This is a genomic window from Paenibacillus yanchengensis (genome assembly GCF_042684845.1).
Taxonomy (GTDB): Bacteria; Bacillota; Bacilli; order Paenibacillales; family Paenibacillaceae; genus Pristimantibacillus; species Pristimantibacillus yanchengensis.
In genome coordinates this window covers 1-19,469 of record NZ_JBHUMH010000013.1, presented here as the reverse complement: position 1 = coordinate 19,469, position 19,469 = coordinate 1, and the positions used below count along the sequence as shown (strand labels likewise).

Annotated in this window: 17 protein-coding genes and 2 pseudogenes; 1 reads left to right on the top strand and 18 read right to left on the bottom strand. The window is 36.3% G+C overall.

What is annotated here, in order from left to right; genetic code table 11:
• Window positions 1-80: 80 nt before the first annotated feature.
• Window positions 81-857, bottom strand: a complete 777-nt coding sequence (locus tag ACFSTH_RS05435) for an NUDIX domain-containing protein (RefSeq protein WP_377770244.1) — start codon at window positions 855-857, stop codon at window positions 81-83.
• 547 nt (window positions 858-1,404) lie between these two features.
• Here ACFSTH_RS05435 and ACFSTH_RS05430 point away from each other — a divergent pair.
• On the top strand, window positions 1,405-2,253 hold the full coding sequence (locus ACFSTH_RS05430) for a MetQ/NlpA family ABC transporter substrate-binding protein (protein WP_377770245.1): 849 nt from the start codon (window positions 1,405-1,407) through the stop codon (window positions 2,251-2,253).
• A 228-nt stretch (window positions 2,254-2,481) separates the two neighbouring features.
• On the opposite strand, the gene fic is transcribed toward ACFSTH_RS05430, so the two are convergent.
• The 17 genes and pseudogenes from fic to ACFSTH_RS05345 all read right to left on the bottom strand — a co-directional run bounded on the left by fic (window position 2,482) and on the right by ACFSTH_RS05345 (window position 19,337).
• Entirely contained in the window at window positions 2,482-3,099 is a 618-nt protein-coding gene (gene fic, locus ACFSTH_RS05425; RefSeq protein WP_377770246.1) for a protein adenylyltransferase Fic, read from the bottom strand.
• Window positions 3,100-3,520: 421 nt separating this feature from the next.
• Window positions 3,521-3,724: a hypothetical protein gene (locus tag ACFSTH_RS05420; protein ID WP_377770247.1), complete on the bottom strand. Its 204-nt coding sequence runs from the start codon at window positions 3,722-3,724 to the stop codon at window positions 3,521-3,523.
• 34 nt (window positions 3,725-3,758) lie between these two features.
• Window positions 3,759-4,643: a helix-turn-helix domain-containing protein gene (locus ACFSTH_RS05415; protein WP_377770248.1), complete on the bottom strand. Its 885-nt coding sequence runs from the start codon at window positions 4,641-4,643 to the stop codon at window positions 3,759-3,761.
• Window positions 4,644-5,267: 624 nt separating this feature from the next.
• The gene (locus ACFSTH_RS05410; protein ID WP_377770249.1) at window positions 5,268-5,945 is read right to left on the bottom strand and encodes an NgoBV family restriction endonuclease; all 678 of its coding nucleotides are present in this window, start codon (window positions 5,943-5,945) and stop codon (window positions 5,268-5,270) included.
• 76 nt (window positions 5,946-6,021) lie between these two features.
• Window positions 6,022-7,545, bottom strand: a complete 1,524-nt coding sequence (dcm, locus tag ACFSTH_RS05405; RefSeq protein ID WP_377770250.1) for a DNA (cytosine-5-)-methyltransferase — start codon at window positions 7,543-7,545, stop codon at window positions 6,022-6,024.
• A 230-nt stretch (window positions 7,546-7,775) separates the two neighbouring features.
• Window positions 7,776-8,434: pseudogene (locus ACFSTH_RS05400) on the bottom strand (IS256 family transposase); the annotation flags it as partial.
• Between the two features lie 608 nt (window positions 8,435-9,042).
• Window positions 9,043-9,648, bottom strand: a complete 606-nt coding sequence (locus ACFSTH_RS05395; RefSeq protein ID WP_377770251.1) for a hypothetical protein — start codon at window positions 9,646-9,648, stop codon at window positions 9,043-9,045.
• A gap of 208 nt (window positions 9,649-9,856) precedes the next feature.
• The gene (locus ACFSTH_RS05390; RefSeq protein ID WP_377770252.1) at window positions 9,857-10,051 is read right to left on the bottom strand and encodes a hypothetical protein; all 195 of its coding nucleotides are present in this window, start codon (window positions 10,049-10,051) and stop codon (window positions 9,857-9,859) included.
• A 495-nt stretch (window positions 10,052-10,546) separates the two neighbouring features.
• Window positions 10,547-10,969, bottom strand: coding sequence for a hypothetical protein (locus ACFSTH_RS05385; RefSeq protein ID WP_377770253.1), 423 nt, complete (start codon window positions 10,967-10,969; stop codon window positions 10,547-10,549).
• Between the two features lie 466 nt (window positions 10,970-11,435).
• A pseudogene (locus ACFSTH_RS05380) lies at window positions 11,436-11,913 on the bottom strand (Mu transposase domain-containing protein); the annotation flags it as partial.
• On the bottom strand, window positions 11,910-12,344 hold the full coding sequence (locus ACFSTH_RS05375) for a GNAT family N-acetyltransferase (RefSeq protein ID WP_377770254.1): 435 nt from the start codon (window positions 12,342-12,344) through the stop codon (window positions 11,910-11,912). The pseudogene ACFSTH_RS05380 and the gene ACFSTH_RS05375, both read right to left, overlap by 4 nt.
• A 517-nt stretch (window positions 12,345-12,861) precedes the next feature.
• The gene (locus ACFSTH_RS05370; protein WP_377770255.1) at window positions 12,862-13,170 is read right to left on the bottom strand and encodes a DUF2711 family protein; all 309 of its coding nucleotides are present in this window, start codon (window positions 13,168-13,170) and stop codon (window positions 12,862-12,864) included.
• Window positions 13,171-13,935: 765 nt separating this feature from the next.
• Window positions 13,936-15,501, bottom strand: a complete 1,566-nt coding sequence (gene rlmD, locus ACFSTH_RS05365; protein ID WP_377770256.1) for a 23S rRNA (uracil(1939)-C(5))-methyltransferase RlmD — start codon at window positions 15,499-15,501, stop codon at window positions 13,936-13,938.
• Window positions 15,502-15,693: 192 nt separating this feature from the next.
• On the bottom strand, window positions 15,694-16,365 hold the full coding sequence (locus ACFSTH_RS05360) for a cupin domain-containing protein (RefSeq protein ID WP_377770257.1): 672 nt from the start codon (window positions 16,363-16,365) through the stop codon (window positions 15,694-15,696).
• 283 nt (window positions 16,366-16,648) lie between these two features.
• On the bottom strand, window positions 16,649-17,287 hold the full coding sequence (locus ACFSTH_RS05355) for an FMN-dependent NADH-azoreductase (protein ID WP_377770258.1): 639 nt from the start codon (window positions 17,285-17,287) through the stop codon (window positions 16,649-16,651).
• A 347-nt stretch (window positions 17,288-17,634) separates the two neighbouring features.
• Window positions 17,635-18,144: a hypothetical protein gene (locus ACFSTH_RS05350; RefSeq protein WP_377770259.1), complete on the bottom strand. Its 510-nt coding sequence runs from the start codon at window positions 18,142-18,144 to the stop codon at window positions 17,635-17,637.
• A gap of 74 nt (window positions 18,145-18,218) precedes the next feature.
• Window positions 18,219-19,337, bottom strand: a complete 1,119-nt coding sequence (locus ACFSTH_RS05345) for an enolase C-terminal domain-like protein (protein WP_377770260.1) — start codon at window positions 19,335-19,337, stop codon at window positions 18,219-18,221.
• Window positions 19,338-19,469: the final 132 nt, after the last annotated feature.

Sequence of the window (19,469 nt, the reverse complement as noted above, 5' to 3'; positions counted from 1 at the left end):
ATTAAATAATTGTTAATTATTAATCTTGAAAAAATATATCCTAACTTTACAATTAGAATTCGGCATCGAGTGTAAACTATTTAATAGCTTGAAGTATAAATAGATGTGCTTAAATTCGTTTCGATAAAACGATACAACTGTGTAGGTTTTTTCGATGTTCTTGTCGTTTTCTTCCCTTCCACTTCTTCTATAAAAGGTAATGTTTTTATTTTTCTAGCGAAAGAAGGACCACTAGCAATAGCGGAATCGTTCGTTATCGTAAGTAATACGGACTGCAATTCAGAATAGGTAAATTCCTCTGGAAGAAACTCTTTGGCTACTGTTGTTTCCAAAAGCTGTTTCGTAATGACCGCAATCGCATCGCTAATTATTTCAAAATGATCAAATGCAAGTTCCAGTTTCAATGCCTCGTCTATGGAAAATAACGCTACTTCCACAGCATCATCGTTTGCTTGACGATCCGCCAAAAGATACTCCGGTACGATTGCATAATGAGCATTGGTAATAATCCAACCGCGCGGATCACGACCAGGAGCATCATACACCCCGAAATGTTGCAAATGAAGACTGCCTACTCCCGTTTCTTCTTTCAATTCACGCTGTGCAGCTTGGAATGCAGTCTCCTTCGGATCAACAAACCCGCCCGGTAATGCCCACTTTCCAGCTTCAAGGTTGGGACGACCTTCACTATCGATTAAACTACGTCTGATTAACATAATTTTCAATGCCATTGTCGGCGGTTTATACTCTTCCTCTTTTGTCGAAAGGATCGTAAAGACTGCAATATCAGCAGTATAGCCATCTGGTGTTCGATACTTTTTAACATCATATTGTGCTAGTGCTTGTTCATTAGACATTCCATTCACTTCGTTTCCAAATAATAATTAACAATTAACATTTTGTTATTTATAACATACAGCAGCGTTACTTTAGTGTCAAGTTCTTTTTCCTTTAATGATATTCAACGTGTCGTATTCCACTCTTTTTTAATAAATGTGCATCAATCATCACTAACACTGGACTTATCCAGTTATTTTGAAATTATTAATTGAACATCAAACGATCTACTTCTTAAAACGAAAAGAAACAAATAGAAAGTAAATGGATACAAGTAATTATTACCTAATTTAAAATGAAAATATAGCTTGTCATGCCTCTAAATTATTTGCTTTACTAATTCGTATTTATTTACTCGGAAATAAATAGCTTCATATATAGAGAGATAGATTTGCACTAGGCAACTATTGCATCAGGAGGGTCTAGATTGATTAAACTCATTGATTTACACAAAGTGTACAAAACGAATAAAGGCAATGTCGTTGGCGTCGATCACGTGGGCATCTCGAAAAGTAGATAAACGTTAAGATAAATAATGTATTGAACATAAAAAAGGGGATTATTGTAATGAAAAAGCAAGTAATGATCGTTATGCTGTGCATCGTGTTGATGTCACTACTAGCCGCATGCGGTGGCAAAACAGAAGAAGGAACCGGTACTAACAAAGGAAATGATGAGCAGAACAAGTCGATAAAAATTGGAGCAACTGCTGGTCCATATAGTGACATGGTGAACAAAGCGATCAAACCTTTGATGGAAGAGAAAGGCTACAAGATCGAGATTATTGAGTTCAACGACTATGTTCAGCCGAACAAATCGCTTGATAACGGATCGATTGATGCCAATCTATTCCAACATATTATTTATTTGAACAAGTTTTCTGAGGATAACAAGCTTGAGCTAAGTGCTGTTAGCAGCGTTCCAACGGCACCTATGGGTCTTTACTCGAATACAATCAAATCCATTGATGATATTAAAGAAGGTAGTACACTTACAATTGCCAATGACCCTGCCAACCTAGCACGCTCACTGTTGCTACTTCAAGATATCGGGCTTGTTACAATCAAAGCGGATGCAGATCCAGCTACAATCTCCGATAAGGATATAGAGACAAATGTGAAAAATCTTAAAATAACATCACTTGAAGCTGCCCAACTTCCGCGGACACTGGATAGCTCTGATCTATCCGTTGTTGCTGGTAACTTTGCCCTTGCAGCGGGTATGGATCTAACAACTGCTTTGCAGCTTGAAAACATGGCAGAAAATTATCGTAACGTTGTAGCAGCTGTTAGAACAAAAGATGCTGAAAGCCAACTGGCAAAGGATCTGAAAGAAGTTATTGCATCCGCAGCATTCGAGAAAACGATGGACGAGCAATTCCAAGGCTTCTCAAAACCGGAATGGATGACAAAATAAAAAAAACGGCAGTTAGGGCTCGGATTGCGAGTACTTAACTGCCGTTTTTTCCTCCTGTACTATAAGAATAATATAGTAAATTTATGCTGGATAGTCTTTCCCATCGCTCAACAATTAAACATCATTCATTTAAATTTATAAAGATGATAACATTATAGATAGAGTGCTTATTTTTAAGTACAATGCAATTTTGCTCTTAGATATTTATTTAATGTAGTTATGCTATTTTCACTTCTCGTTGTTGATATTTTCGGTCTTGTATACATTGTAGCCCTCATAATGATAGCTCGCATCGATACCTTTCATATATACTTCTCGGTCATTGATCTTATCTGTAAGCGCCTCTTTAAGAAGAACTTTAATTTCAACATCCTTCACAGGACTTCTTTCCATTGCGAGGAGATAATCCTCTTTGTCAACCTTGCTCCAATCAACAACTCGTCTTATTTCTTTTTTTAATATAGTATCAAGCCATATTCTACTGCTTCTTCCATTACCTTCTCTGAAAGGATGTGCTACATTCATCTCGACATATTTTTCTATGATTTCGTTGAAAGTTGATTGCGGCATTTTCGCGATATTATCAAGCGCAGCTTCAAGGTACATAACGGGTACGAAACGAAAACCGCCCTTTGCAATATTTACATTACGCACTTTTCCAGCGAAACTATATATTTCTGCAAACAAACACTTATGAATGTCAGACAATGCTTTAAATGTTCCGACTTCAAATGTATCTAACAAACCCGTTTCAAACATTTCAAGAGCTTTTTTCTTACTCATTTTTTCCTCAACACGAGCAAGCTCCAAAGAATCGGTAATCGCTAACTTGTTTTCTAATACCATAACTTTATCCTCCCGTCAAACAAACATTTATTGAAACAATGCTTTCTTCTGTTGTTGCAAGTGTTCTAGTCTACACCGTTTCCAGACCTCAGTAAATCCAGGAAACCATAGCTTAGTTACATTATCCAGTGTATTTTACACCAAAATCTAAGAACATTGTCACTTTTTATTATTTTACCAGCTAAATCCGTGCCATTCTAAAGTTAACTTTCTAATATTACTTGCATCGTATCAAACTATTTTCAAAATGCAAACAATTGATTCGTTAATTTTAAGAAATTACATTTTTAAATACGGTTGCAAGGGTTTATACATGAAAAAAGTTATCCACTCTATTAAAGAGCAAACAACTCATTTATTTTCACGTCCATTATTGAATACTTCCTCCATGTTATAAATCACCTAGCATATATAACTGATTTCAGTCTCCATCCGTTTCTCTAATAGATAAATAACCAGCAGATAACAGGAGGATAATCAAAAATGAGAACAAATGTTTTATTGAAACCAATTGAGTGAATTGATCGATAGGATTTCCGTTTAACCATTTTAAAAGCATACCTACAAATACATTACCCCCTGTTACAATAAGGGCTATAACGATGCCTCCAAGCACTGCTTTCATATAGTGATTCACCCACCTATCCCCTTTCTAACTTCTATTCTTCAAATGACAAGTTCGATGGTTCGTCAAGTATTTTATAATCAAACTCCAAGTTAGTTGTAGGAACACTCTCATCAACTTCTTCAAATTGAAGACTATCTACCCATACTTTTCCGAATCCCATTAATAAAACTCCAATAGAAATAGTTGCGCTTTGCTCAGGAATATCCAGCACAATCGCATAGTGATTCCAATTCGTATCACCAATAATTTTTCGATTATTCATATTATCAAACTGAAGCACATCAGAATGATTATTATCCACACGCATCCAAAGACCACAAAACTCCGTTACATCGCTTGTCCTCACAAAACCAGAGAATTTCATTCTACGTCCTCTAAATTTTTCTGCGTTGAATTGCTGCATTAACGTAGCAAATGAATCCACATCTTGCGGGCATATAGCTCTCAAAAAACCAGAAGCATTGCCTAGATGAACATTGTCTCGATCAATACCTATTTCATACTCATGAGGATGGCTGCCACTCAAAAACCAATCCTTTATAGGTGAACCTGTATTCATAACTTTCTCTCCTTTTATAATGTCATTGTGTAGACGAAAAACATTGCGGTATCGTCCCGGCGGCATCCCATACATTTTTTTGAATGCTCGCGTAAAAGCTTCCTGACTTTCAAAGTGACAATCCAATGATATATGAAGGATGGATTCCTCTGTATGCAAAAGCATTCGAGAGGCTTGGCATAAGCGACGACTTCTCAAATAATCTGCAATATTCATACCGACTCTACTACGAAACAGACGATGAAAATGAAAGGGAGAAAATCCAACATGAGCTGCAATCTCCTCCAAAGTCATTTTATAAGCTAGTCGATTCTCCATATATTGAATAGCGCGTTGGATAGAATCTTCACTATGCATCTCACAACCTCCTTTGATCTTAGAATAGCAGATGCAATAATTTTTCATTTGACCATTTTTGCTAATATAAAACTGCAAGTTATTAAAAATAGCCCACGCTAATCAGCATGAGCTATTTTTAATAAAATTCAGGTTTAGAAATTGATTTAAGTATTTTCGATTATTATCTCCACTATGTATCAATACTATAGCCTATACATGGCTTGAGTGGTGATGGCAGATATATGATGTAGTGGTGTTTACAAACTTAACCATTGCAAAACTTGTAGTTGGTTTAACTTATAGTGCGGTTCACCGTGCCGAAGATGACCAAGTAAAGCAGCTGTTTTGTAATGTCGTTAAGCAAAATAAAGAAGAATTCATTCCTAAGCTAACATCCTTTTTGCACCGCATTTCCCTCACCTGAAGAAGCAAACTAAATTATTCACACATGTGGGGGATCATCCTAATCCGCCCCCTGAATGTGTATTACACCAATTTTCAGCTTTTTTAGTATTGCGAAAGAGATGTTAAATATAAAAGCAGCATCCGTCAAAGAACTGTAGCTGAATAGAGACACTTTTTACAAAGCGCCCATCCTTCAGATTACAGTTTATATAAAGCAGTGAGGTTATCTTTAATCACTTATAATATTTCGCCAGTAAGGATTTCAAATCTTTCTTCAATGTTTATTAACCATTCAATTGGATCGATCATATTATCCAACGGAAACATTTCCCTGGTAGATTGGATTGCTTCTACAAATTCTCTCCTACTTGAAAAGGAAGTGGACGGGTGCTTATGAAAAGGAAATGGCCTAATAGCATAAGGACTCCCTTGTTTTACTTGAAGACCAATCGGATAATTTTTTGAAGCTTTTGTTATTTCCCAAACATTTTTCAGAAATATATTCGTAATTTGAAATCCATGGGTAGTTGGTTTATAACTGAATATTAAATATTTAGCATTTAACATTTCCGGATTATCATATACAGCTCTATAAAACCCGTCAAAGTTAGCTAAATCAAAAGCCGGCGAATTTTCACCATTCCAACATTTTACTTCCATGGCGTATTCTTTACCATCTAGAGTAGCTATAAAGTCTGGAAATTGTTGTGAATTGGGATTCGCTATCATTTCCAAACCATTATCTTCTAACCATTGGGGAATCCACTCTTGGATACAGTTACCAATAATATCGTTTGAACTACTAATTTTTGGTATGCCACCTATGGCAATAGTTATATGCCCCATTTGGTCTTTTATGTTATTAATAGCGAAATCAAAAACATCCTCAAGTGAATTAAGTTTCTTTTTTTTCATTTTAATAACTCCTAATTTCAAATTATATTAAGAGTATCAAACTTTAGATAAAACTTCTACAGTTGTGAAGACTATTTTAAATATCAGATGATTCTAATAATCTTTCGGTAATTGCTTCAATTACTGGCACACATACAGTGTTTCCAAGTAAATCATACGCTTTAGATGTATCGATATGATTTAATTGATAATCTTTTGGAAAACCAAAAAGACGTAAACCTTCTCGAATTGTTAAAGAACGGATTCCATTCTGAACAGGAATAGCTAATCTCGAAATATCAGTTGCTACTAAAGTAGGTGCAACATCATTTGGATCTAATATTTTACTATATTTAAATGATAACTTTCCAGTAACAATATTATATCCTTTTTCTAATGTTTCATCGTGTAATCTACGATTTCCTACCTTTTGCTTTGGATATTCGTAAACTAGATAGCCTTTAGTTACTAAATCATTGAGCATTTCCTCTAAATTCACATGACTATAAAATGTCTTTATCATTTCTACAGTTAACGGCATTCCATCCATCCATTCAATTCCAATGAGTGAGGCCCATTTTTTATTTCTACGTTGTTTTAATAATAACTCTAGCAATACTTTTTGTTCTTCAGAAATTTCGCCTTTTAATTCAAAGTCCCAACTATGGATATTATTATTTCCACCACGTTTATCTTTGATTTGTTTGCCAATAACTTCCCCTAAAGAATAATGAGTCAATAGTTTTTTTGCAAAGTCTGAGTTTTCTGGCGGGACATCTTTTTCAATAATCGAATCTAGTTGTTGATTTTTAATAGGGAAGTTTTCTAAATCAACAACTCCATTCTTTGTTCCAACTATATAAATACGTTTACGAGATTGCGCTAAACCAAAATCTTTTCCATCCAAAACTCTATAAGAAACTTGGTAACCTAATTCTTCCAGTGTGTTGATAATAACAGTAAATGTTTTTCCTTTATCATGTGTAACCAAACCCTCAACATTTTCTAATAGAAATCCTTTTGGTTGTTTTTCCTTAATAATTCTTGCTATATCAAAAAACAAAGTACCTCTAGTATCTTCAAATCCTAAACCAATTCCTGCAGAAGAAAAAGCTTGGCAGGGAAACCCCCCTAGTAAAAAATCGAAATCCGGAATGTCTTTAGCATCTATTATTGTAATATCCCCATAAATTTGATTATCAGTGAAGTTTTTAGAATAAGATTCGATAGCGTGTTTTTTTATCTCTGAAACAAATACAGATTCCCCTTCTAGCCCCATATTTTTGAGGGCGCTTTGAAATCCAATTCTCATTCCCCCTAAACCGGCAAATAGATCGATAAATCTAACTTTTGTTGTTAAAGTATTTATATTATTATTTAATTTTGATATATCATTAGGTTTTGTAATAACGGTATTGGACATCGATTCTAACCCTTTCTCTATAAGATAAGCACATTTTTGTGAAAAGCTGATATATTCATCAATTTCAATGGAATCTATTATTTCTTTTAAGTCAGGGTCAAGATACACCTGAGCTGCCTTTTTCTTGTTTAATAGAGATTTTCTTCCTGCACCATTACGAAATCCACCCCAAGATATTGCATTTTCAGTTTTCTGCATAAAAGAATTTCCTTTCAGTCTAATCTATTATTAGGATATATTAGCATTCTTGAAAAGTCAAATCTTTAATTCAAGTTCCCCTAAAACCAATGAACGTATATGAGTGATCAATTTCGAAACACCTTCTTTTTTATGAGAGCATTTGAAGAAATTGCGTGGTCTGTTCTTAGAACCACTCCATCGTGGCTTCCCTGATGGCTACTATAAATTGAGCAAATTATTTTGAAACATCAACGTCCACTATACCATTCCTCGTTATACTCGATGAGATAGCTGGTGAATAGACGGATGTAAGAGTCCTGATTAGGGAATACACCTACTACACGAGTACATCTTCGTATCTCTTTGTTTAAGCGTTCAAGTAGGTTCATAGAGGATATCTTATCCATCTCTTCAAGTGGAAGAATTGAAGGGTATCCTCAAGCCATTCTTCTAGCGTTTGAATCGCAGCAGGATGCTGTTTTTCTTCGATATCCATGAAGTGTTCGGCATAAGATAGAGCCGATTGGTAGTCAGGTTGCAGCCAGATCTGTTTGAGTCTAGCAGCAAATCCCTCTTTGTCACGACTTGGAATATGTGCCAGTACATTTCGCATCATATGAACCTTACAAAGTTGCCAGGAGCAGCCAAGAAGGGATTCACGATTCGCTTTAACAAGCCATTTGTGAGCATCGTTTATGACAAGCCAAACGTCTTGAAGGCCTCTAGATTTTAATCCCTCAAACAACGTTTTGTAGGTCGCTTCCGATTCTTCAAGCATGGGCTCAATTGCTAAAATCTTACGTTTTCCTTCTAGATCCATACCAATCACTACCTCTACCGCCATGTTAACGACGTGATGTCCATCAAGAGTCTTTTCGTACAAAGCATCTACCAATATTACAGGATAGCCTGAACAATAGGCTTCATGGCTGGTCGGTACGCTCTGATTTTTGATCTTGTACTTCGGCTTGCTCACAAAGCCACTGAAGCATCGACAACATCGGATTCTGCTCAGACATAAATTGCAATAGCACTGTTCTAAATTTCCATTGAAATGAGGGTAGGTCATCGGTTATCTCTCCTTATGGTCTGCTGGATACTTACAAATTCGGAAGCAACGATAACTTTTCCTTTTTATATTTGCAAACTTAATTGTATGTTTTTGATAACAATGTATCTATAAATCAGTTAGAAATTGTATTAGTTTGAATGGGATTGTTTGGTTTATGCAGCTTAATTGTGTTCATTTAGACATTGTAAGATTAGTGTTTTTGTTAATTGCATATTGGATTGCGAACACACAAAAAAACCTTTACCGAATAGGTATAGGCTAAGCATTTTTCTAAGTCTAGTTCTTGTTGTATCCAAATTCTCTTGGCAATAAAATATCTTTCCAAAATGCTTCTCTTTAGAGAATTGTTTCATATAAGGAACTCATTCCTGCTGTCTATAAAATTGAGAATTTAAAATCTTTCACATATTCTAAGCCATATTCTTTAAATGTTCTTTTAAGAGCTATATTTCCTCCATGCCCATTATAAATATATTCTGATCAACGACTCCAAATGCATTATCCCCTGTAGCACTTCCTACATACTGCTTACCACTAATTTGGTCTACTATTAAATACACACCTTTAGTGATTGACAAGGCACTCTTCCATGTATCTATTTCTGCTTCTACTATCAACTTTAACTTTTCGAATTCAGCATTCACATTATTGTATTCTGGGAAGTCTTCAATCATCAAGGGTTTTTCGAAAATCTCAGAAACATAAAGATGGTCTATATAATTCTCCCCAAAAGAATAAGAATGCCTAAATCCCTTCGTAAGATCAATAATAATCCTTCCTAACATATCGTTTTGAATATTCGTTAACTCAGTTTCATATAAATACTTTTCCCCATTTTTCTGACACTCATTGCTTTTATAAACACCAGCAAAGAGCCATTTATTATTCTTATAATAGATTAGTGAAATAATGAACTCCCGTTCGAAACTATTTTTGTTTTGAGGCTCTTTCCACTCTTTAAAATTGTTTTTTTGAAAAGCAATCAAAGGATCGATTTTATCAACATGATCATTTACTTCAATATCTAATAATGATCCTAATTTAATCACTTGTATCCCTCCCCCCCCAGCAAATATAAGATTCTATACTCTTAAAGTTGAAAACAATAATACCCTATCATAAAACTTTAACTTTTAATAGATTGAATTAGTTGTACAGTCTAGGGCATCGTCAAACGGCAATTCCGATAGTAATCAATTATTTGGTTATTAATATCCGATATTTGCTGAGTTGAACAGAATGCTATCCTCAGCTGGCTTATATAATTTCTCTTTCCGTAACTGCTCCTAAAACATCTGTTTCATGTACAACTGACTGATTGACTTTAAAACCTAGCTTATCGACAGGAAAGGCGGTCAACTTTTCAATAGCCAATTGAAACAAATCATCTTGTAGCAATTTATAAACATTACTATCTGTTTGACTCTTGATGCTTACCGAAAATCGAATCATTCCTTTTACCTGCCTTAATAGCCGGATAAATGTTCGAATTTAGGAAACATATCCCAGTATATAATCTTCTGAAATATATCCGTCGGTTGAACGAGTGCTGCAATAATTTTTTTCTTCGTTTCCAATAAGAATTAAAGTTAGTTACATCAAAAGCAGGCCTGCCTTCGAGAAGCAAAATATTATTTAATTTCCAGCAAACTGCAGTAATACTTGTAGATAAATGATATCAAGTAAATTTTGGACGTTATCTGGAAATCTAAAATATATATTATTAGCAGTAAACCATTGAACTAACCATTCTTGTATATTATTACCTATGGTATCTGTTAATTAAATTATTACTTTTATTCCATTTAAGACATTGTGATTTCTCAAACTGTTTCGTAGATATTTGACTCCTAATTTCTCTAATTAAATGAGCAATTAAGATATTCAATTCACCTCTCCTCTCACTATATACATATTAAATAAAATTACTACTAACTAATTTTAATCTTATAAATAAACAATTCTAGCTCCTGTTTTATTAGGTAGAAGCGTCTTTTTAGGATCATTATAGATAATAATATCTCTCACTAGTATACATCCAATTTTCGTGTCAATATTAACTTCATTAACTGATTGATTGATTAGATATATAAACTCGTTTAAACTAGCTGAACTGTTTTTCAACCCATTTGATAATCCAAATTCAATAAATGCTTTTTCTATAGCACACTTTTTTGATGTATAGTATTTACCCTCTGCTACATCAAATCCGTGCATTCTAAAGTAAATTAGATCTCCCTCTCTAAGTCTAACTTTGTCGGGTATCCAATTTTTTGTCCAATAATTAACATACATTAAATTTTCTTTATTTTTTTTTATATTTTCAAACCATTGCCCATATTTATCTAATGATAAAATTGCACCGTTCAATATATTTCATTCCTTTTCAATACATTTGACAGATAATATGATCCTTTTATAACAATTCATCCATCATTAATAGATTAGTCGCCAAAATTGATCTCTGCTATAACTTCATTATTCTTCTCAGTAAATATTTTCTCTCCCAATCTAACCGAGTCTATAGACCTTTATCTATCTCAAAGATTGTATCTTCTGGTGAAGGGAGGCTGTGTTAATTTCTGAGATAAACTTTGGAACATTGTGGTGCTTCAGCATTTTTTTAAAATGCGGTTTGCGCAATTTAATCCACTATTAACTCTACCATAACATAAGATTTTACTACATTCAAAACAAAAGCAGTACTACTTTCATAAAATACTCGATTAAGCACAAATAACCTAATGAATGTAACACGATGGTTCTTAAATCAGTTAATGTAATTAGATCTTGTTTTTTACCCGCTACCTCGTTTAGAGTGAAATAACTAAATTTCCTAAATCTTCCTAGGCATAGACAAACTGATATTTTCCCGATAATGCTCTTCCATATAGTTTAACATGGCATGACTAATTGGATGTCGTACGAGAAGTTTCGTGTTATAATACACATACAGATGATGATCATAGACTTGTGTGCCTACTGTTTTTCCTTGATACCCAGCTGGTACTGAGTATCAAGGATTGGTAGGAGATCATGTTGGATGCATGGATCTTTACAGGTTTATGAGCTATGCGATAGGAACTTCTTACACGCTCCGTTGGTAATGGGTGTAAGGAGTTCTTTTCTTTTTCTAGCGCGAGTATAGGGATTTTCCCCGTTCCTTGATGGAACGATTGATTGACACGATCGCACAACCTTTGGATGTCATGTTGTAGCTCAGGTAAGCTGAACTTCCCTTGGTAGGCGTGGATTTCATCTAGGATTTTCATTTGCGTTTCCACCTTTCCTTTCGTGCGTGGCCAACCAGCTATTGAGCAAATCCATTTTTCTCATAAAACTGGACACTGGTTCTACTCGGCCACAGGATAAGAAATTCAACTTCATTTTCTTTTGACCATTTTTCCATGGCGACATAAATCTCGGTTCCTATACCTTGACTTCTAAATGCTGGACGAGTATAGACATTGGTAACATATCCGTAATAAGGGTCTCGTATTTTACCTGGTCTAGGTACTTTATGTATCAACTGTAAATACATATGTGAAACGATACTTCTTTGCACTTCTGCCACCCAAACATAACAATTTCCACTTTCAATTGCTTTATTCAAAAAATCGCCACAAACTTGATGGAGTTCCTCATAACTAACCGTACTATCCCCATAATCCTCTGTAGAAAAGTCCCAACGCATCTGAATAAGTTCATCTATATCATCTAATGTTGCTAATCGTACAATAGCCAAATCGTCATCCTCCTAATTATCTTACTTGTGAACATAACTTACTGTTATTTCAATAAAATTAAAAGCATAGTTAACTAGTTCTTTCTGAACTTCTTGTTATTCTCTCCATTGAAACTGAACCCATATTCTTCAAAGCAACTCTTCAATAAGTTTCTCACTTCATCTGATTAATATCAGTCCGTATCATATCTCCGGTTTATTTTTTTGCAAACTCCAAAAAAATCTCGGTTTCATCATTGCAGTAAAATCCTTCAAGGTCACAGGACTGAACGATTTGTTCCACTGTTTCTTTATTTGAACATAACAAGGAAAAGTGACTATCCCAATGAGTGGACAGTAGGAGTCTGTTGTCGTAGGTAAATAAATTAAGGTGTTGATTACGCAAAGCTTGATTATATCCTCAATGTATTCCAGCTTGCGTTCTGAACAAAATTCATCGCCACACCAAATCCAATCATCACCTTGCTGTTTCATGCACATTAGAATTTTTATTGATTAGTAACTCTGGGAAAAACCTTCAGTCGGTACGATTATTTTTTTCGCAAACATCTTGGATTAATCGGGCTGTAAGTTCATCGGCATATTGTTTCTTCAATCCTAAAATCCGCGTGCGTAACCCTACATCTAGTTTATGATAGCTCTCTATACCGGATATGCATAAAAAATCTTTCCAAGTAACTAATTCACACTTTTCAATCATTTCATTTTTACCTGGGTACGTTTCTGGCTCAAACAGTTCATAGTCTATTGATTTGGGTCTTATGAAGGGATAAAAATATATAAATACTTCGTTAAATACCCCTTGATAATATGACTTAATCAGCATATCATCCGATGCACACACTGCGAATCTATGTGGGGCTGGTAAAACTCTTGGTTTATTCTCCTCTCGTCAATGCTGTTTAAATTAATCCCCCCATTATGCCCAACCAAATTTTCACTGTAATAGTATGCGGTAATTCTACTTCTTATCTAACAAGAGAATCAATCGATTTATATAATGTCGTTCCCAATCTTCTGCATGTATTGCACACAATCTAACCTTCTCATCCTGCCAAAATATTTACTATAATCTATATCTCACCTCCTTATTATCCCATTCATATTTTTGCTTATTATAACTCATTTCTATTGGATAAAGTCCCCTTTGATCTATCTTTGTTTCCGCCGTCACCAATGCCTTTAAATTGGCAGCTTGATTCCCGATAGTTACGAACATCCCCTTCCTTTTTATTCGGAAGAAGCAACTAACCAATCAAATGCGCAATATACCCACGAGTTAGCACAAAGAGAGAAGAACAGAAAAACTGCTTACCAAACCAAATAGCCTTAGCGAAAAATATCACCAAGGAATATGGTTTTACAGTGTTTGAGTAGAGACAATATTTGCGTTGAAATCGAAACAGAGTTTCGACCAACAACTGTACGTATAAAAAAAAGTAGCACGTTTCATTACACTTGACTCCAGCGACAAGCAAATAATGAAACAATTCCTACATAGATTAGTCCACACAATCGAAGTGTTCGAAAGTGAAAGGATTAATATTAACTATAACCATTCCAATCTTTACACCACTAACTAAACTACACTCTAACCGGCTGTCTTTTTTCTTTCAAGCCCTACTACAACCTCCACGTGCCCCGTCTGCGCAAACATATCCACTGGTTGCACAGATTTCAAGCTATATCCATTGTCCAGCAAATATTTGCAGTCTTTCGCAAGTGTTGATGGATTGCAGGAGACATAAACGACTCGCTTCGGCTTCGCTTTTGCGATAGCTTGTAGTAGTGGCATATCGCAGCCAGTACGTGGTGGATCGACTACGACTACATCTGGTTTCACTCCAGACGCTACCCATTCAGGCAATAGTTTTTCTGCCCGTCCAGTATGAAAAGATGCATTCGTTATACCGCTCGTTTTGGCATTTTCTCTAGCGTCATGTACCGCTTCTTCGATAATTTCTATGCCACGCACTTCTTTCGCATAAGGAGCCATCCACAGTCCTATCGTTCCAGTGCCACAATAACCGTCAATAACTAGCTCTTTACCTGTCAATTGAGCAGCTTGTAGAGCCGCATCGTATAATTTGACCGTTTGCTTCGGATTTAGTTGAAAAAACGCTCTTGGAGACAATGAAAAATGTAGTTCGCCTAATCGTTCTGACAAGCGCTCTTCGCCCCACAATATTTTCGTTTTTGGACCAAATATTAGCGGAGTAGATCCTGTATTTATATTTTGTGCTATCGTCACAACCATCGGTAATTGCTCACGAATCGCTTCTATTAATTGCTTCACAGCAGGTAATTTCTCTTCCACTGTCACTAACGTTAACTGGACTTGTCCACTATCATATCCGACTCGTGCAACAACGGTTTTTACGATTCCTTTGCGCGTCCTCGTATGATAGACCGGTATATTTAACTGCATTAATATTTCTTTAACTTTATTAATAACCTCGTTAACTATCGGATGTTGAATGGGACAGTCGCCAATATCGACTAATGTACGTGATTCCGCTTCATAAAGCCCTGCTATCACTTGATTTCCTTGCTGTCCCAGCTGTAATTGCGCTTTGTTGCGATAATGCCACGGATCATCCATCCCGATAATCGGTAGAATAGGTAGCTGTTCCATACCGGTATAGCGACGAAACGCTTCTTTTACCATCTCTTCTTTCGCTTGCAATTGCGCTTTATAAGTCATATGCTGCAACTGACAGCCACCACATTTTTCGTAGACCGGGCATGGCGGGGTTTGACGCTCTTTCGACGGTTTCTCTATTTCCAAAAGCTCTGCTTGCAAATAAGTCGCCGCTACTTGGGTAATAACAGCTTTAACTACTTCACCGGGCAATGTCCCATTAATAAAAATAGCTTTTCGTTTGTAATAGCCTACACCTTCGCCGTTGATACCAATCCGTTTGATCGTAATAACAACTCGGTCGCCACTGCGAATAGTTTCCGCATCTACTTGTCCACCAGCTTTACTATTTGACTGCTTTTGTGGATAGGTATTCGTATTTGTTTTTGTATGTGAACGCCTTGTTCCTTCTATAGAAGCTGCAACTTTGCCTGCTTTCGTTTTTTGTTTCCCTTCATGCTTTTCCGTACTTCTCGTTTTTGCAATATGTGCCTTTGCAGTTTGTTTATCTTTCACACTACCCGCTCCATTCTTGTCGACGACCTATCGTCAGCCAACGTCTCTGCTCAAATTATACCTTGCACGCAAGCGACACTCAACTCAAAAAAACTGTAGCAGCTTGTAACAGCCTACTACAGTTTCATCCAACCTTGTATGTGTTTTACTAATTTTGACTTATTGCCTTAATTTACTTATCTTATAATAGCATTACGCTTCAGCCGCCATTGCTTCTGCTTTGGTGCGGTGTACTGTGCCGTGTGGATGGTGAGGTGGAGCGTAGATGACATATACTTTGAGTGGTTTGTGCCCGATATTGATAACATTATGCCATGTGCCCGCTGGTACAATAATGGCATCTCCATCATCTGCCTGCCGCTCATAGTTCAGTTGATGCTGCTGTGGTCCCATTTGTACTAATGCTTTTCCTTCTTCGATTCGAATAAACTGATCATTCGTTGGATGAAGTTCCAGCCCAATGTCACCACCAACCGGAATACTCATTAATGTTACTTGAAAATGTTTCCCCGTCCACAGTGTCGTTCTATAATTTCTGTTATCTTCTGTAGCATCTTCTATATCAATCACTAACGGTTGAGGTCCATAGTCCTGTAGTATAACGCGCGCTTCTTCCAACTCATCCGTTCTCTCTTCAGCCAAATGAGGCGTGTCAAATTGTATTTCATTATAATAATCAGTTGCCATAGGTGTTGAATAATAAGAGTAAGCAGAGGTTAAAGATGGCAATGTAAATGGGTAGCTAAAGTAATTTGGGTAGTTAACATAATAACTGTTTCCTTGCGAACGACAGCCGCCACAGCCACTGCGAGATGCCATATTCGGCGCATAGTAATAGTTGTAATAAGACGGTACATAATACATAGAGGTCAATCCTTCCATTACGTGATAACACATCATATGCCTAGATACCACAAATGTCCTTAGTCCCCCACTTTTTTATTTCTCCATGATTCTCCTGTGCTGTTTTAACATTATTTTGAAAGCGATTTAAATGATATTATAGACGAAACCACAACCAATTCCTAGTTTTTAGTACGAATTTTTATAATTATTAAAAAAAGCGAAATTACAATCGTATGATCGATCGTAATATCGCTTCTATTTTAGCTGTTTGTACTTATTTGCTGCTACTGCACTTTTTTTCTTACTGTGTCACAAGCGCTTTGGAATGTCGAATTGCTACTTCTTTTACTTTTTCCAGTCCTGCAGCAATCAGATCAGCTGCTTGTGCTGGCATTGCATTGTGACCTTCGATAATAACTTCATCCACAATTTGCATACCGAATACACCTGTTACTACGTTACGCATATAGTTTACTGCCATTTCTAAACCAGCGCCTTCTGGCGTAGAATAAATACCACCACGTGCATTAAGCAAAATAACTTTTTTATCGTTCATAAGACTAACTTGTTGCCCTTGTTCATTATATTTAAATGTAAATCCTGATTGATAAATGTAGTCAATAAAAGTTTGTAATTTTGCTGGAATCGATAAATTCCATAGTGGAAATGCGAAGACGATCAAATCTGCTGCTGATATAACATCCATTGCTTTTTGCTTAGCAGCCATTAGACGTTGCTCTTCTTCGTTTAACACTCCACCTGTTGCTAGCTTACCGAATACTTCCATGTATTGTTGACCAAAGTATGGTGTGTCTTCAGCGAACAAGTCATAAACAACTGGCTCTACTCCTGTAAAGTTTTCCATAAATGTTTCATACATTTTGCTTGAGATAGCCTGATCTGCCGGACGGTTGTTTGCTTTTACTACTAAAACGTTCATTATAATATCTCCCGATTCATTGTTTTTTGTTTGTTGCTATTATTTTGTAAGTAACTTCTTTAGCTATTATATAGAAACAAATCCGGTTTGGCTATACAAATATGAGCAAGCATGTAACAAAAGTTTGACATTTTTCTGAACGTACGATTATCCTTGCCAGTTTTCAACGATTAAGCATGAGATACACGAGGCATTGGCATCGTTTCTTTACCAAGTTCTGCCATATACACGATTTGAAGTTACGATTGCAAAGAAAAAATCGAGAGCTTTCTCTCGATTTAGAATATTTTCGATTTTTTTATGATGTTCATACTATACTAATTATTTTCTATTTGAAATAGTAATACTTAGTCGTCCAACTCCACACTAATAAGTTGACCAAACCGATCAATTTCCCATTCGATCTGCACGCCTGGTTTGAGCCCTAACTGATCGTCATCTTCTATGATGATTTGATCTGGTATCGTTATCGTTTGTGGAGGTCCGTATTTTACTTGCACCGTTACCTGTCTGCCGTTGACAGCAGTAATCAGCCCTTCATACTCAATATAATACACAATAACAGTACCGTTATTTCTCGTAATCATCACACGTTTTCCGCCATCTGAAAGTAATTCTTCTCGTTTGCGCAACTGATGCTGTAGCGTAACATCTTCCAATACTTTAATAACAGTAACACCAGCGGGAAGCTGTATTTCACCATCTACCGGTGCTCGCTTTGACTGGTCGCTTAATTCTAATTCGTTCGTTATATTGCTTGCACCATTAACTACTCCACTCTCGAACAGTAACGTTACACTCAGCGCCATACTCATACAAACGAACAGTAATTTAGATACCTTTTTATTTTGCTGCACTATAAGAACCTCCAAACTATATCTTATTATGCAACTAGTATTTGCCAATTAATCTGTTCTTATGTGTCTACTTATTACAAACTTTTTATTTGATAAGAAGTACACTGCTCTTTGATCCGCTCCCAGTCTAGTTCCACACCAATCCCTGGCTGCTCCGGTACGGTAATCATGCCAAATTCGTCAATCGGTAATTGCTCAATCATTGGAAATTGAAAGTTATGCTCCGGCACAAAATATTCAAAGTACTCACAATTACGAATGGCACAAGAAACATGTAAATTAACAATATCCATATAGTTCATCGTCGTCGTATGAATTTCACAGCGCAAACCAAACGCTTCTGCCAAATGAGCAATTTTCAACGTCCCCGTAATCCCATTTTTCCACGACACATCTGCTCTAACGATATCCGCTGCTTTTTGATGAATCGCTTGTGCTACTCCCCAATGACATCCTCTTGTCGTTTCTGTTGCTGCTATCGGAATATCAAGCGTTCGACACAATTCCTCATACTTGTACAATTCAAAATCTCGAAACGGCTCTTCGAACCAAAGGAACTGCAACTTTTCCAAATGTCTACCTACTTTAATCGCTTCATCCAAACTATATTCCGCTACCGGATCACTCATTAGTACAAATTTGTCACCAACGGCTGCTCGCAATGCTTCATGTATTTGCATATCTAGCCGATATGGTCCAGGTGGATGTGCTTTGTACGCTTGAATACCTAACGACTTGTAGTGTAACGCTTCTTTGACATAGTCATCTACTCCGCTATGAAATAACCCGCTTGCATACACAGGTAATTGATTGCGGTAAGCTCCCATATATTTGTAAAGTGGCAAATTCGCTTCTTTCGCTGCTATATCCCATAATGATACATCGACTGGACCACATACATAAATCGGAAAAAAAGTAAGGTGACGATCCAAATTCCATAGTTCATGCCAAATCACTTCTCGCTCATACGGATCTCTTCCTAATACAACAGGAGCAATCGTTTCTTGCAAATACGCTTCCGTAATCGTCCCTGATCTAGCAGCGAGCGCCGTACCTACTCCTTCTGTACCAGTGTCTGTTGTAATTTTGATAACAACAATATCCCAAGGCATTTGGCTATTACCCGTTCGACTTTGATCAAAAAACTGCTCATCTCGCTTCACTACCCACGATTCAAACTTCATAATTTTCATACAGATCCTCCTCGTATATTATGTTTAGGCGTTACTTTCCGCCCATTAATTCCTTACTTATTAACCTGCTTTTATGTCAATCGACTTGGACGTTCCGAGATATTCCTAGATAATGGTCTTAGGATCATTTGG

Coding starts and splice junctions, on each gene's coding strand:
- ACFSTH_RS05410 (WP_377770249.1), bottom strand. CDS start 5,945: ATGAAAAAAAAGAAACTTAATTCACTTGAGGATGTTTTTGATTTCGCT.
- fic (WP_377770246.1), bottom strand. CDS start 3,099: ATGGTATTAGAAAACAAGTTAGCGATTACCGATTCTTTGGAGCTTGCT.
- ACFSTH_RS05420 (WP_377770247.1), bottom strand. CDS start 3,724: ATGAAAGCAGTGCTTGGAGGCATCGTTATAGCCCTTATTGTAACAGGG.
- ACFSTH_RS05370 (WP_377770255.1), bottom strand. CDS start 13,170: ATGCTGATTAAGTCATATTATCAAGGGGTATTTAACGAAGTATTTATA.
- dcm (WP_377770250.1), bottom strand. CDS start 7,545: ATGCAGAAAACTGAAAATGCAATATCTTGGGGTGGATTTCGTAATGGT.
- ACFSTH_RS05355 (WP_377770258.1), bottom strand. CDS start 17,287: ATGAACGTTTTAGTAGTAAAAGCAAACAACCGTCCGGCAGATCAGGCT.
- ACFSTH_RS05435 (WP_377770244.1), bottom strand. CDS start 857: ATGTCTAATGAACAAGCACTAGCACAATATGATGTTAAAAAGTATCGA.
- ACFSTH_RS05345 (WP_377770260.1), bottom strand. CDS start 19,337: ATGAAAATTATGAAGTTTGAATCGTGGGTAGTGAAGCGAGATGAGCAG.
- ACFSTH_RS05360 (WP_377770257.1), bottom strand. CDS start 16,365: ATGTATTATGTACCGTCTTATTACAACTATTACTATGCGCCGAATATG.
- ACFSTH_RS05415 (WP_377770248.1), bottom strand. CDS start 4,643: ATGCATAGTGAAGATTCTATCCAACGCGCTATTCAATATATGGAGAAT.
- ACFSTH_RS05390 (WP_377770252.1), bottom strand. CDS start 10,051: ATGATTCGATTTTCGGTAAGCATCAAGAGTCAAACAGATAGTAATGTT.
- ACFSTH_RS05430 (WP_377770245.1), top strand. CDS start 1,405: ATGAAAAAGCAAGTAATGATCGTTATGCTGTGCATCGTGTTGATGTCA.